At 48.1% G+C, this 15,167-nt stretch carries 7 protein-coding genes and 2 pseudogenes; 5 read left to right on the plus strand and 4 right to left on the minus strand.

The features are described from left to right. The first annotated feature begins 106 nt into the window (after positions 1-106). From K7X24_RS06820 to K7X24_RS22155, 3 genes are all read left to right on the plus strand, one after another. On the plus strand, positions 107-388 hold the full coding sequence (locus K7X24_RS06820) for a hypothetical protein (protein ID WP_039490817.1): 282 nt from the start codon (positions 107-109) through the stop codon (positions 386-388). 854 nt (positions 389-1,242) lie between these two features. Further along, on the plus strand, positions 1,243-8,784 hold the full coding sequence (locus tag K7X24_RS06825) for an RHS repeat domain-containing protein (RefSeq protein WP_224553897.1): 7,542 nt from the start codon (positions 1,243-1,245) through the stop codon (positions 8,782-8,784). A gap of 252 nt (positions 8,785-9,036) precedes the next feature. Further along, complete coding sequence (locus K7X24_RS22155) at positions 9,037-9,321, plus strand: hypothetical protein (RefSeq protein WP_224554120.1); 285 nt, start codon at positions 9,037-9,039, stop codon at positions 9,319-9,321. Here K7X24_RS22155 and K7X24_RS06835 read toward each other — a convergent pair. Beyond that, a pseudogene (locus K7X24_RS06835) lies at positions 9,221-9,440 on the minus strand (glycoside hydrolase family 32 protein); the annotation flags it as partial. The gene K7X24_RS22155 and the pseudogene K7X24_RS06835 sit on opposite strands and share 101 nt — an antisense overlap. Positions 9,441-9,675: 235 nt before the next feature. Here K7X24_RS06835 and K7X24_RS06840 point away from each other — a divergent pair. Next, complete coding sequence (locus tag K7X24_RS06840) at positions 9,676-10,134, plus strand: GNAT family N-acetyltransferase (RefSeq protein WP_224553899.1); 459 nt, start codon at positions 9,676-9,678, stop codon at positions 10,132-10,134. Between the two features lie 270 nt (positions 10,135-10,404). Here K7X24_RS06840 and K7X24_RS06845 read toward each other — a convergent pair. After that, positions 10,405-10,704: pseudogene (locus K7X24_RS06845) on the minus strand (transposase); the annotation flags it as partial. 468 nt (positions 10,705-11,172) lie between these two features. On the opposite strand from K7X24_RS06845, the gene K7X24_RS21995 reads away from it, so the two are divergent. Continuing rightward, positions 11,173-12,735, plus strand: coding sequence for a M12 family metallo-peptidase (locus tag K7X24_RS21995; protein WP_263499250.1), 1,563 nt, complete (start codon positions 11,173-11,175; stop codon positions 12,733-12,735). A gap of 341 nt (positions 12,736-13,076) precedes the next feature. Here the strand turns inward: K7X24_RS21995 and K7X24_RS06860 are convergent, their stop codons facing one another. Then, the gene (locus K7X24_RS06860; RefSeq protein ID WP_039490810.1) at positions 13,077-14,114 is read right to left on the minus strand and encodes a LacI family DNA-binding transcriptional regulator; all 1,038 of its coding nucleotides are present in this window, start codon (positions 14,112-14,114) and stop codon (positions 13,077-13,079) included. Beyond that, a complete protein-coding gene (locus K7X24_RS06865; protein ID WP_010295141.1) occupies positions 14,114-15,166 on the minus strand; it encodes a carbohydrate ABC transporter permease in 1,053 nt (350 codons plus the stop codon). Before K7X24_RS06865 ends, K7X24_RS06860 begins: the two co-directional genes overlap by 1 nt. Between the last annotated feature and the right edge of the window lies 1 nt (position 15,167).

The raw sequence follows: 15,167 nt of genomic DNA on the forward strand, positions 1-15,167 counted from the left end.
ACTGCTGTAAGCTCCTGGGGATTCGCGCAGTTGCCGCCTTCACGCAACTCGAATTATTTAGGGTATATAAAGCATAACTACAATTATTTATTAATAAGGATAAGCTATGTCCACTACAAAATTTGAAGCTGTCAAAGTTCAATCAGGTGCAACACAAAGTATAGATTTCGGAACTCGTGTACTTAACGCCTCTGTCGCCGTTCAAGCCTTTGAACTTTCTTTCGGTAGTGCTGATCACCATTTAAAAACCATTAGCGTTGCCAGCTCAATATCAAGTTTTAGTGGCAATAAAGTCACCGTTTCTGCAACCTGTTTTATGGAAGACAAGTCCAATAATAAAGCCTATGGCAGCGTCAACGTTCTTGTTGTCGCAGAATGTGATTCATAATTTTATCTTTCTCTTTTTTGATTAATTATATCGCAGGTAGCAGAAATGCTATCTGCGACTTTTGAGTACCAGCACACCGTCCAGAATACACGGTTCACACGTCAGAAAGCCATTATCCTCACGACACATTACCGTCTCTAGCCTAACTTATGCATCCTGACTGATAACGCTTCATTAAAAGGATATAAAAAATGAACAATAGCACGAACAGTCAAACCCCAAAAATACGCCCAAGCCAATTCGAAAAAAATATCAACAATATATTTAAGGACAGCGTTAATCTATTTCGTGGTGATATAAACCTACCTCTAGACTTAGTTTCACTGCAAGGAAGAAACAAGCTGGATGTGAAAGTGACGGCATCCTATGGCAGTAATGTTAAAAATGAGATTCATCAATCAAATGCCAGCGCCCCAACAAGTATATTAGGACTAGGCTGGAAGCTTCCTTTTGAAAGAATAGAAGTTGAAACACGAGGGAGTGCCTCATCAGGCGACAACACCTATCAAATTTACATTAATAACAGCGCAACAGAATTAATAAGAACAAAAAATGAATGGCAGCGTGCGACACTTTCCAATAACAGTATCCCCCCTCTTAACAAAGGGGAAATAGATTCCGCTATTCAGTCTCAGTTTATTGATTCTGGAATAACGATTGATAGTCATGCCCGTGTCAATACCATCGAACCGAATCAACAATGGGAAATTATTGATAGCCAAAATCAACGTGTGTTTGTCGTTAAGAACCGAGACTCACATCTGAGTGTCCTTTCTGGTGGTTTTGCCTTTGAATGTTTCCAATATGATTTCAGTAAAATTTTATATTACCCAGAGTTTGAACGCTGGGAAATTGTGAAAGATGATGGCACCAGTTATTTTTACGGTGGAATAACCCCGAATCAACATGCTATTCAATGGAAAGTAAGATGGGGTAACTGGTCAGGACAATCAGCGCTGACGCATGCCGGAGATAAAACACGATTACAATCAAGATTCGCGTCAGCCTGGAATTTAGTACAAATCGAAAGCCTTTGGGGAGATACCATCACGTTCAGCTATGATGTGGTGGAACAACAGATTGGTGACAACGGGTTATCGTTTACTAAAGCCTGCTACCTTTTAACAATCACCGACATGTTTAACCGTACCATTAATTTCAACTACAAGGAAAAACTGTACGATATTCATTCCCCTGCTGGCCCGCGCGAATACTTGTCTCCACATTGGAATGCACCCTATACGCAGATCCCTGATAACCAGCCGAGCCCCTATCAGGACCGATACGAAACTCGTTATCTGGACAATATTGTCGTTAATAATCCTCAAGGCTCTCTGCTTTATACCGTGCAATTGGGTTATGACATCAGCAGCAATTTCAGCCACTACGCAAAGAATGACAACCTCTACGGCGACACTGTCAAACGCACGCTAACCAGTATACGCCGGACATACGCCACCCCGTGTTCCCTGCCAGACCTGCAACTCAGCTACTGGCCGGCAGGCAGCGTTAACGCTGGGGCGCTAAGCCGTGCGATTACGCCCGATGGGGCCGATATCACCTACCGATACAAACAGCAGGCGCTGCCCCTCTGTGACAGGCAGCAGCAGATTACCACCCCTTGGCCACGCACCGCGAAGCCTCGAGTCTGGTTTGGGGCGGACTATGTGGTCAGCCTATGGCTAAACGAATCGACCGACCAGATCCATATCACTTTCTATACCTGGCTGGGGCGCTGGCAACAGTGGACGCCCACGCCTCAGGTCATCAAGGCCGCGTTCGATATCAATAGTGTTAACGTGATTACCTCCACTGACTTTGCCTGTCTAACCTATTCCAGCCCACAGAATGGGAAATCAGGCGTACACGTTTACCATAAAGACAACCGCAAATGGGGGGAATGGCTCGAAACGGCACCGATAAATGCAAAAACCGCTCATTTACAAATCGCCGCGGGTGACAATTTCTTCGTCACTTGTGATAAAGATAACCGCAAGCTACTACGCTACACATGGAATAGCTTTGCCAAGTCATGGATTATTGAAGAGAGATCCTCCGATCTTGCGGCAAATAAGCCAAACAACAAGCCTTACATCACCGCTACAAACAAGTACTACGCCATTCTGGACTATGCGCCAGAAAGCGGCGGCACGCATCACAATACATTCACACTCTATTATCAGGACGGTGGCGAGCAATGGCATACCGGCGCGTCCACAACGCTGACCTTTACCATAGGCGGCACTAATCCAGCAAACAGCTTTGGGTTTGCCAGCAGCGCCTCGTTTATTGCGCTGACTTACATTACTCAGGAAGTTTCTCTTAGCGTTGACTACACCATTAAAGTTCTGGAATGGGACGCTGCTTTTAACACGATAAACAGTGTCGACTTCCCCTGTCGCCTACCGAAAAGTAATCCCTCCAGTGTGATTACCATTCCCTTTATCGCCAGATTCATCAACAACAGCATGATTGCTTCCGGCCCTCATTTGCTACGCTACAACGGCGCATCATGGTTGTTTAACAAAAGCCTGAATTTCCGCGATACCTGTAGCGATCAGGACATAAACTGGTATGCCTACGGCACCGATTACGCTATCGCGGTCAGTAATCGGGAATCTGCCGTGCAAGCCAAACTCATTGGCTACGATCCCACGACCCAAATTACCCGCTGGGATAACAGTGCCATAGATTTGTATAGTAAAGACGGCTCCACATCCGCGCGGAAAATACATTTCTTCCCAACGGCCGGTGCCGATATTGCCACCATGGGCAATCGTATCTACCAGCGTGGTTCCTGGTGTAACTGGCAGGATGCGGTCAACCACTATCAGGAAGTGCCGTATGAGATAGATAGCACCACCATGATCAATCAGGGACCGCGTTTTATTTCTTATTTGAATTTGGCAGGAACGGCAGTCAAAGATACGACCGTCTGGCCACTCCTCAACCAGAACCTTGCCAGTAAAGATGTTATCGTCCAACGCTACTTCACACAGATCGGTGCAGACGGGCAAATCAAAACTAACATTAATGGTCAATACCCTTCAGGCCTCTCCACTTTTGTCACCTATTTGCCGCTGGAAAAGAGCTTTGATAACGCAGAAACCCTAACGCTGAACCGCTATCTGGATAATACCCTGCAAGGTACGCTGGTGGATTATTGCGTCGATACGGTCAGTATCAATGACGGTTATACCACCAGCACGACGGCGTATGTTTTTGATATCGCAACGGCAACCTGCGATCCAACCGGTGCCGTATTTAAATATTACAAAAGCACCTCTTATCCGGGCACCACCACGCCAGCCACCCCGCTTTTTGGCTATACCGAAAATAATTATTTCAACGGGCTAACCAGAAAAAATCAGAAGGTCAGCACGTCAGACCAAGACGATTCAGGCCTTTTAGATGGGCAGCTTATTGAACAAAAAACCTTCGATAGCAGCCATAATCTGTTGGTACATGAACAGAAGCATGTGGAAGTGTTTACAACGCTCACCGTCAAGGGAGTGCAACGTGACTTATTTGGCGGCTACATCCGCTGCGTCACCGACACAAGCACCAATGATGGCCTGCTGACGACCACGGGCTACACTTATGACAACCAGTTTGGCAAACTCGTACAGGAAACGTTTGATAATGTGACTCAAGACGGTACGGTAGAAACGATCACCAAAGACTATGGTTATGCATATCAGGCCTACCCGTGGTTCTTACTTAAGCACGTTATCGACGTTCCTTTCACCCATTTTGACTCGGTTACCAGCTCGGCTAATGGCGGCAAGAAAACGGTATTCTCCGGCAGCCTGCAACAATACACCCCTCAGTCACGTCAGTTTCCACTCTCTGGTCGCCCAGCTCCAACGGTGTGGGCAGCAAGCCAGGCGTATATCTTGCAACAGGCTTCTGATGACACCACGCCAGAGAGCTCACATCTCATCGCTGCCAACCCGGGTACATCATGGCTGAAGGTAAATAGCGTTCTGCGCAGGCGTTTTTATGGGGCAATCACCTGTGGGACTGACGCCACAAAACAGATAGAAAGCACGCTATGGGATCAAAACGAAATTCTGCCGATTGCGACCTTCACCAGCGAAGACGAGAACACCTGTGATTTTGTCGGTTTTGAACCCTATGAAGCCTATTCGTCGAACTGGCAATTATCGTCAGGCAAGGGGACGATGGCAGACTATCTCACCTCTGGTGATGCGTGCACAGGCACCCAGAGTTTTAAACTTGCCGCTAACAGCGCACTGTCGCGAATAGCGCAGCTACAACACTCGCAGACAGTAATCATTGCTGGCTGGATAAAAGTGGAAAAAGGGTTTCTGACCAACGCGGGCAACGTTTATCTGGAAACGCGCTCAGGCGGCGGTGAACGTAAAAAAATGACGATTATCCCTACCGATGAAGCGAAATGGGTGTACTGGCAGGCGGTCATCGACTATCAAGGAGAAGGGGTTCCCCTCCCGCTAACCGTGGCATTCACGAATGAAAAATCGTCCGCTTACCTTCTGATCAACAACATCAGCATTACCCCGTTGACCAGCAACATGGAAGCGAAATTTTACGACCCAATCTACTGGGATGAAACCGCCACGCTCGGCAATAATGCCGATATCATGCGTTATGGCTACGATGCACTACGCCAGAAATTCACCGAAGTTGGCCCACAGGAAAACAGCAAAAAAGGGTCGGTAAGCTACGCGACGCGAAGCTGGAATGACGCACAGCCCTTTGCCTATCCTCAAAACGATCCCTCCAGTAGCTGTGACATCATGGCGGCAGAAGGCGGCCTCTACGAAACCTTTATGAACGGCGAGCAAATCTGGGAGCACTGGCAGCGGGATGTCGTCGGTGCGTGGCGGCTCAATAACGGCCAGCTTTGCCACACGGGTCTGGCAATTAACACCATTTCATGGCGGCCAACCCAGCAACATGACTGCTATGCTATCGGCGTTACCCTCTCTTCCTACACGCCTCAGAATGCCGCTTTTGGCATCACTATCGGTAATTGCTTAAACGCCAAATGGCAGTCATTAACGGGCTGGACGCTGGAACTGGATGGCACGACGCACAAAAATAGCAAAGTTAATGGCCAGGTTCCCGCAACGGTTTTACTGATTCCTGTCAACGGAGCCGTGCTCTTATTCGCCGATGGTCGACAAGTTTTTGCCATAAAAAGTCCAACGCCACTGCGTGGCGAATGCGTGTTTTCAGCACAGGGCGAATTGCAATTCGCTAACCCTGTGACGTATCGCTCACCTCAAATTTCAATGGTGTATAAAAATGCAAATCGGCAGGGTATGCAGTATCAGGTGTTAAATGGTATCCAGTGTTTGGTTAAAGAAAAATGCTATGACGCCCTAGGGAACTGCATCGCTGAAACCAAGATAGCGACATTTGACAACACACTTTTCGGCTACCGCTCAGGGTTTGTCAGCGGGCTGGATAGTGCAACGGGCATGATGAGTGGCGAAATCAGCACGCTTTATCCACAAGATGAAGGATACCCGTACAGCGGCACTCGCTATGAAGCGTCATCACTTGGTAGACCACTCAAAAAAGGGTTACCCGGTAAACTGTTTGCCATCACTGGCAGCAACAGCCACACCACCCAGATAAGATATGCCGTTACCGATCAAAAAAGCATCGCAGGAATTCTGTATCGCCCAGGCGAACTATTGGTTACCGCGCTGACCGATGCGAATGGCTCTCAGGTTCTGGAAATTAAAGATCGTAGAGGACAAACGTTAGGCAAGCAGACCAATGCAGATAACACCGTTGTTGATGCCGTTCAGCAAGTTTTTGATGCCGCGGGGAATATCTGCCAAATCCTGCATCCGAACGCTTTTTTACCAGGCAACGACGCTGGGGCATTTACGACCCACAACCGCTATAACTTCCTGCAGCAACTCATATCCCGAACGACGCCAGATACGGGAGAAACGCGCTATATCTACGATTCCGCAGGTCGTCTACGCTTTAGTTCAACGCCGTTAACGGTTGAGAAAGGCACCGTTCTCTATAAGAAATATGACATTCTGGGTCGTATCATTGAGGAAGGAGAAATTACGCGTTCTTGGGGGGATGGCAGTCAATTACAGAGCATAGCGAACAGCGATCCGCGCTATCCACAGAATAACCTCTGGGAAACCCAAAATAGCTATGACGGAACAGGGGAAGACGTCACATTACGCGGGCGTTTATGGAAAATACAGAAACGAAATGCCAGCGATACGATCGTCGAGAACAGTTACGGCTACGATCGCTACGGCAACACAACACGCACCACATTGAGCGTGCCAGAGCAAGTTGCGCAAACCACGACATATACTTACAACAATCTGGGTAATACCACGCGTATTGATTACCCTACCGGCGCGCCCGTTCCCAGTGTCATTTACACCTATAATAACATGGGGCAAAACACGGCCATCGGTACGGAGAGCGACCCTGGAAAGTTTGCACAATATCGTTATCATGCTGATGGCAGCCTCGCCGGAGAACAGCTCAATACCACAGGGAGTCGCCCGCTTGTACGTCGTCTGGCTTACAACTCACCGGGATGGGTAACCGAAATAGACAACCAGTACGCTGACGGTAGCCTGTTGCTCAAACACACCTTTAGCTATACATCCGGTGGCTATAACGGCTCAGGTTACTACAACGGTAATATTGCCAGCGCCACCAGCGAAAACAGCATCAATCCAGAAAACACATTTGCCTACCGCTATCAGTACGATAAACGCGGCCAGTTAATCGTCGCACAGCACAGCACTCACGATGACTACAGCCTTGGCGTCGGCCACCCGCTTACCTTCGATCCCAATGGCAATATCTTGTCTCTTCAGCAGGGAACGGCACTGAGGACATATGATTACCTAAAGAACAGCAATAAAGTTGCTGCCGTTCATCATGATAACGCGCAAACACAGCATTATCGTTATGACACCTTCGGCAATGTCACCGCCTCATCGCATCGCCATATTGCACGCATCGACTACAATGCGCTGAATAATTTACCGCAGTTCGTTTCACTGGAAGAGGGCAACTCGCTGGAATTTACCTATAACGGCCTTAATCAACGCGTTATAAAGCGGCGGAGTAACGGCACACAAACGCTGTATGTACATGGGCTGAGTGACTTCCCGCTGATGGAGTCAGGGGAACAAAACACCCAATATATCTATGGCATTGGTGGCCTATTGGCGATGGTAAAAAACCATGTGACATATTATGTTCTGAAAGATTTGCAGGGATCGGTACGCGCCGTCATTGCTGACGACGGCACCGTTGCCACCATGCTGGACTACATGCCGTTTGGTCAGCTATTTGCCAATAGTGTCGGTACACCGGATATTCTTCACTACCGCTATACTGGCCAAGAGTTTGATGCAGAACTGGCAATCTATAACTATCGTGCCCGCTTTTACGATCCCCAGCTTGGGCGCTTCTACTCGTGCGATCCCAAATTCCAATATGGTGGCCCGTTCGTTTATTGCTACAACAACCCTGTCAACCAAACCGACTCTTCGGGTGAAATAGCGTCAATTCTGATTATTTTGCTCACGGGGGCACTGGTTGGCGCAGCGATTGGCGGTATCTCCGCTGCCTATACGGGCGTTCAATCTGGGCTAAAAGGGGGCGCACTGGCAGGTTACATCTTTGCCGGAGCAGGGATCGGTGCCGTTGCGGGGGCACTATCCGCAGCTGGCGGGGTCGGTGCTTTTGCTGCTGGGTCGGCGGCGGCGGCGGCAACATCAACAACGGCAGGCGGCATCATTGCGGGATCGTTTGTTGGTGCGGTCTCCGGAGGTGTTATTGGCGCTGCACAAGGCGTCAGCCAGCATTTTGTCAACGATGCCTTCGGCGTCGCCAACTCGGGAACCTGGCAACAATCGATGTTCAGCGGTGCGATTACGGGTGCGATTGGTGGAGCAATCACTGGCGCGGTCTCCGGTGCAGGCGGTGCGTTAGCATACCAACAATCGAAGATTTACGACAAAATTCTTGGTACAGGTAACAGGCTCTCATTCAGCCCGTCATCGCTTACTGATGTCAGCAATGCCTACAGCTCGTTTGGCAACCTTGGCGTCGTACCACAGTCCACTCAGCTCAGTCGCATACCCGTAATAAAAACGCTGCAAAGCCTCACGTTGGGCAAATTAACGATACCTGCGTTTGGCAGTCTAACAGGGGCGATAGCCAAACAAGGTGTAAAACCATTACTCCCTACGTCAGGTGGAACAAATAGCTCGTCATCTACATCACAGAATCAGCCCCCTTCATTCTACGGGCAACAGGCCTATAATCCGTCGATGAGCGGCAGCGTAGGGATGCAGTCAGCGCTAATAATGAATCCATCAAACTGGAGTAATAACAAGGCGTAACCGTGTCGCAGGTGAGGAAAGTGGCGTGTCCTCACCTGCTTGACCAATGAAAAAAGGAATGAAAAAGCCAAATACCTCTTTCATTTTCCGTGGCATTTGGCTCTTTATCACTGATTAACCACCCTTTTATGATAAAAAGGGTCACCACCACCACCATGGGGCTTCGCCCTGTCACGTTGCCAGATGTGCTAAAAGGGGAAAATGTTATTTTAGCAAACTGTCAGTCAGACTGATCGCTCACTCCCCGCCTACATTCCGAATAATTTTGACGCGCAGCATCAGGCAACACGCTATCTCATTGACCGTGGCTACCAAAAACCGCTCTGCTTTTGGCTCCCTGAGGCAGAAGCGGCAAACCACGATCGGCGTGAAGGATTTGAACATACCTGGCAAACCACGGGGCGCTCATTATCAGACGCCTCGCAGCACCATATGATGGTTCAACATGTTGTTGATGTTGGCGCAGGCTTTCCAGTTCACGAACAGGCCGCTGATATAGCTTTCCATGACATTCAACGAGTTCACGCGGCAGGGTAAACGACCCGGCCCACCCTTCCTGCTTGGACGGCATCGGCGACCATCCATCCCAGAATGACGCGCCTGCCACCCGCTGCTAGAAACGACTGACCATGTCCAGAAGAAGGCAAATAGCAATCCACTTAACGTTAAGTAATTTTTCCTGACAGAGTGTGCCAGTGTATGCGCGTGTTTATTCATGTTGGCCTATCCCGCAAGAAGCCCGATATGATTGTTAATGTACGGCCCAGAACGTAGGAATTTAAACGAATTGGTCTGCTTCCCTCTCAATAAGTGGATGGGCATAACAGTCTGTTTAATTGTTATAAATATCAGCCTGATGTTCAGCCCTATCCGCAACCCTATGAGAGTAAAATGATGAATATAGATCAAGAAATTATTATTAATTCCGTCGCGCCAGAAGACTATGACCAATGGCTGCCTTATTGGAAAAGTTATCAAGCGTTCTATAAAGTCCAACTTACCGATGACGTCACTGAAACCACCTGGGAGCGCTTTTTTAACGCCGATATACCGGTGTATTGCGCGGTAGCAAGAGAAGGTTCACACATTGTCGGTTTCGTACACTTTGTTTTTCACGATTCCACATGGGGAGTAAACCCTTATTGTTACTTAGAGGATCTGTTTGTTGTTCCTAGCACTCGCGGTAAACACGTTGGGAAAAAACTGATTGAATATGTCAGGGAAAAGGCACAAGAAAAAAACTGCGATCGTCTTTATTGGCATACGCAGGAAACGAATAAAACAGCACAGCGGCTTTATGATTGGGTAGCAGAAAAACCAGGCATGATCGAATATAGAATGCCGCTTTAACAGTAGCCTTTATGCAAAGCAAAACGTCCCAAGTAAATTATGCGAGCTAACCACCGCCGAATTAGTGGTGATCGCACGGCTCAATGGCATTAACGGTGTATACCCTAAATAATTCGAGTTGCATGAAGGCGGCAACCGCACGAATACCCGAGAGCATACTCAAGTAAGTGACTGGGGTAAGTAAGGGCAAATTGGCTAAGCCAATTTGAACGCCGCTTGCGGCGGCCCTCTAGAGCGAGGCTCAAAAATGAGCCGAATATTGCCAACGCACAAGCAACTTGAAGTATGACGAGTATAGATAGCTTTACGGATATCGGGTGGGTAAGAGAAGAACTGTTGAGATTTTCCCAATCTGTGCGCCAACTTTTGCTGATTTGCGCGAATTTCTCATCCCAGATGCCGACAAAAGTATCCTGTGCCATCAGAGCCGCCTTTGCCATAGGCCCTGATACACCGCTTTAAACCCGCCGGTAACGGCCTGTAATCTTTCCACAACACGTATTTCAGACTGTTAATTATGCTCAGCTAAATGTGGGTTTGCAGATACACGATGTTTATCACATCCGAGAAAACTGGTTGAGATCGTTTTCGATTTTAAGGAATTTGACCCGCTCAGCCATGAGGGATTTGAGTTTTTTCGTCCATGTTTTTCCTGTCTCTGCTATTGGAGTAAAAGTATAAAAACAGGCAATTAAATAATTTCAATTACAGTCTTGAAAAAACACATTACAAAACATTTCCGCCTGTATTATTCTAAAAAAAATATCAACATCATCAAATTAATATATCATAAAATCAAGAATTGATTAAAAATAAGCACAAATATAATTCAATGGCTACGTTTAAAATAAAACATGATATTTCCACCTCTAAATGGAAAGTTATTAAATATCATTTATAATTACCACATGCACCATGATTTACTTGTGCATACTTTCTATGGCAGCTTTTTCTCATGGGCTATTTTATACCATTCCTTACAAATAAAATTAAGCAAGATAATTAAAACTATCCTAACCATTTATTTTGGAGGTATTCATGATCAGTATCACATCATTATTTAGGGCAAGTTTTCTAGCTTTATTTTTATTGGGAAATTATGCTAATGCAACCTTACTTTATCAAATCGAACCTAGTGGCAGGTCTGCTGATGCACTTGCAGAACCGATCGTCAAATCACTATTAGAAGAAAAAACAACGAAGGAGTTATATATTGGTAAGATAAAAATTAATAAACTAGGTGAGGACATTAAGAGCATTCGACTTGAGACTTCCCCGGGCGTTATAATTAGCTCTAATTTAGTAAGTTTTAAAAAAGATGAAAACGGCTCTTTAGTTTGGAAAGGCGACATATCATCGTTGATAAAAAATAAATCCATCAATGATAAAATAGAAAACACTACAAGTAATTATGTTACGTTGATAGAAAACAACAATCTTATTACCGGTCTCATTTCATTTCGGGATAAAACATACTCCATCACGCCCTTAAATAATGAACAAATTGCTATTGTTACGATAGATAGTAGTAAATTCCCCGAAGGAGCACCTCCGATTATTAACTCCGATAGCGAAGAAACCACAGTAAAGCCCAAAGAAACACAGATTAATACGGTTACACAGCAACCTATAGACAAAACATCATCATCATTAAATTTAGATGTACGAGCTGATGATATCAGTAGAATTAATGTTTTGATGATAACAACGCCAGAAGCATATAATAGAATTGGTGCTGCTCAGTATCCTGGTTTTGTTACATTAGCTACAGATACATTACAGAGCGCAGCAACAAATAGTAAGTTGCCAATTCAGTATAAAGTAACCGCTGTCGTTACTGGTATCAGTGAAGCAGGTCGAACATACGATCAATTACTTTCTGCACTCCGTGACCCAAATACTCCACTGGGTAAGTTTGCAGCAGAACATCGGGAGCTTGCACAAGCCGACCTTGTTAATTTGATGGTTATCAATCCCGCATATTGTGGTTTGGCATATGTAACAAACGGTACAGTTGAACAATTTAGGAGACTTGGTTTTAGCGTTGTGACACATACCTGTGTGTCTGGATATACATTTCCGCATGAAATAGGACATAACTTGGGGGCAACACATGACCCAAACGCAGGTAGCAATCCTTATTTTAGTTACGGGTATGGATATCAATATCTAGGAAATCCTCCCTGGCGGACAGTGATGGCTTATGGATGTCAATCTATTTCTTGTCCTAGAATTAACGCCTACTCCAGCCCTAACCTATTTCATAATAATTTACCAATGGGAACCGCAAATCAGGATAACGTCCGTGTTCTGAATGCTACACGCCATAATGCAGCTAAAGTTTATCCAAATAAACCAGTTGACCCAGTTGACCCAGTTGACCCAGTTGACCCAGTTGACCCAGTTGATTATGACTACGTATTTCCTAACGGTCTTAACGTATATAATGCAGGCACATTGGTGAAACAGCCTAAAAATGGCAAAATTTATGAATGCAGGCCGGCACCTAATAGTGGCTACTGTCGACAATGGACTCAAACATCAACACAATATGAACCCGGCTTCGGTTTTGCGTGGCGAGAGGCATGGATAGAGAAGTAGTCAAAATGGCACGGTAGCATATTCAAACGGTAACGCCTGGCAACGATCTATACCCGTAATACGTCAAGTTGCATGTGCATTGGCTTCCAGCAACTCGAATTATTTGAGGCATAGCATAATTCGCCGCCTTTTTATTAAAAAGCTCAGTGCCATTACCCCTAACCTCGATCAAGGCTCTGATTAAAGTCTCCTGTGATTGTGCAAGAATCCGTAATTTCTATGAGATTACGGATTCTTTTTTATACTACTCAGCCAGAGCGAATGGTTCGGTGGATATATCGATTCCCGCGACTACCGCGTCACAGCGCTTGAGCGGCTGTTATCGTTGAAATAACGCCCGCCTACCCCACCCGCCGCACCGATTCCCTAACCACCACCTGCCCAGCCAGTTCAGTACGCTGGGCAATGCCGAGTGCCTGTGCGGGCGTCATTTGCTGCGCCAGTAGCTGTAGCGCGGCACGGGCAATCGTCTCAAACGGCAGGTGTACCGTGGTGAGTGAAACCGGCAGCATGTCGAACGGCAGGATGTCGTCCATGCCCATGACGGACATGTCCTCCGGCACGCGTAGCCCGTGCTGATACAGCGCGTCGATCACGCCGATAGCCTGATTGTCCGCCGCACAGAAAATCGCAGTAACGCCCAATCTGTCGGGATTAGCCGTCAGCCAGCGCAGCAGCGCATCGCGTGCCGTGCGCGGGTGGAAATCCGGCAGCGACAGAATTAGATCCTCATCCACCGCTATGCCCGCCTGCGCGAGCGCATCCCGATAGCCGCGTTCGCGCTGTTTGATCGTCATACGCGACGTCCAGGTCAGGTGCAGGATCCGCGTGTGCCCTTGTTCAATCAGATAACGCACCGCCGCGGCGGCGGCATAGTGGTTGGCAGGCGTGACGCTACTCAGGCGCATGGAGGGATCTTCCCCGTTGATCAGCACCGCCGGAATACCACTTTCCGCCACGGCGTTCAGCAGCGTTGGGTGATCGTCATTCACGATCAGAATCCCGCTCTCTTTTCCGCCCTGAAGTTCACGCAGTAGCTGCTGTTCGTTAATGGTGTCGTGCTCCCCGAGAAACGGGCGAAGCTGGATATTACGTTGCAAACACAGCGTTTTCAGGGCGTTAATCAGCGTCAGCGACACCAGATTGTACTCACTTTCCAGCATCAGGTTACGCGGCGTCGCCAGCAGGATGTGCCGCAGCGGTTCCGTCTGCGCGACGGTCGCTTTGCCCACTTTATGCAGCGGATAGCCTTGCTCGGTGGCAATCGCCATGATGTGCTGTCTGACTTTGGCGCTGATCGGGGCTGTCCCGTTCAGCGCGCGGGAAACCGTGCTGATGGAAACCCCCGCGCGGTCGGCAATATCCTTGAGTGTCGCCATTATTTCATCCCCGTGTTGGCAATCCCCGTCGTGATGTATTTTTGCAGGAAGACGAACACCGCCGTCACCGGCAGAAGCGAGAGCATCGTCATCGCCAGTATATAGTGCCATTGCACCGAGAACTGCCCCTGAAACGCATTCAGGCCGATTTGCAGCGTAAAATTGTCCTGACTGGAGAGGACGATCAGCGGCCAGAGGAAGTCGTTCCAACGCCAGATCACCGAGAAGATCGCCAGTACCGCCAGCGCGGGTGCAGTCAGCGGCAGGATGATCTTCCAGTAAATACGGAACTCGCTGGCGGCATCGATACGCGCTGCCTCGATCAGCTCATCGGGGATCGTCAGCATGTATTGCCGCAGCAGAAACACGCCGGTCGGCGTCGCCACCGTGGGAATAATCACGCCCCACAGGTTATCGCCCATGTTCAAGCCAATCACCACCAGAAACGTCGGCACCATCACCACCGACAGCGGAATCATCATCGTGGAGAGAAACAGCGTCAGCACCGTACCGCGCCCGCGAAACTCGTATTTCGATAGTGCAAAGGCCGCCATCGAACTGAGCAACAGAGTCAGCAACGTCGCCATCACCGTCACGAACACAGTGTTCTTCAGGTAGGTGGCAAAGTGGAACTTCGTTATCGGCGTCGTGTAGTTCTCCGTCTCCAGATGCAACGCTTTCATTGGCACCAGATCTTTGGTCGACACACGCACCACTTCACTCGGCGCATCCGGGTTCACCAGCTGTGCAATCAGCCCGATGCGACGTACCAGCGCCATCGTTTTCGCTTCGCCGTCTTCCTGCTTAACCTGCCACAGCTCGAGCGGCTTCGGGTACTCCGGCAGCGTGACGGTATCTGCCGCCTGCGGCAGAAAACTCGGTGGAAAGCGATTGATCTCCGCAGGCGTTTTGAACGACGACATCGCCGCCCACATCACCGGAATCATCACCAGCAGCGTACCCACCACCAGCCAGACCCAGCTCATAATATCCGTAATATGGATGCGCCCCGGATGACGGGTACGGGTGAGAAATGCGATTATTTTCATCATG

The sequence above is a fragment of the Pectobacterium versatile genome, assembly GCF_020166435.1.
Taxonomy (GTDB): domain Bacteria; phylum Pseudomonadota; class Gammaproteobacteria; order Enterobacterales; family Enterobacteriaceae; genus Pectobacterium; species Pectobacterium versatile.

Coding starts and splice junctions, on each gene's coding strand:
- K7X24_RS06865 (WP_010295141.1), bottom strand. CDS start 15,166: ATGATGAAAATAATCGCATTTCTCACCCGTACCCGTCATCCGGGGCGC.
- K7X24_RS06860 (WP_039490810.1), bottom strand. CDS start 14,114: ATGGCGACACTCAAGGATATTGCCGACCGCGCGGGGGTTTCCATCAGC.
- K7X24_RS06840 (WP_224553899.1), top strand. CDS start 9,676: ATGATGAATATAGATCAAGAAATTATTATTAATTCCGTCGCGCCAGAA.
- K7X24_RS21995 (WP_263499250.1), top strand. CDS start 11,173: ATGATCAGTATCACATCATTATTTAGGGCAAGTTTTCTAGCTTTATTT.
- K7X24_RS06820 (WP_039490817.1), top strand. CDS start 107: ATGTCCACTACAAAATTTGAAGCTGTCAAAGTTCAATCAGGTGCAACA.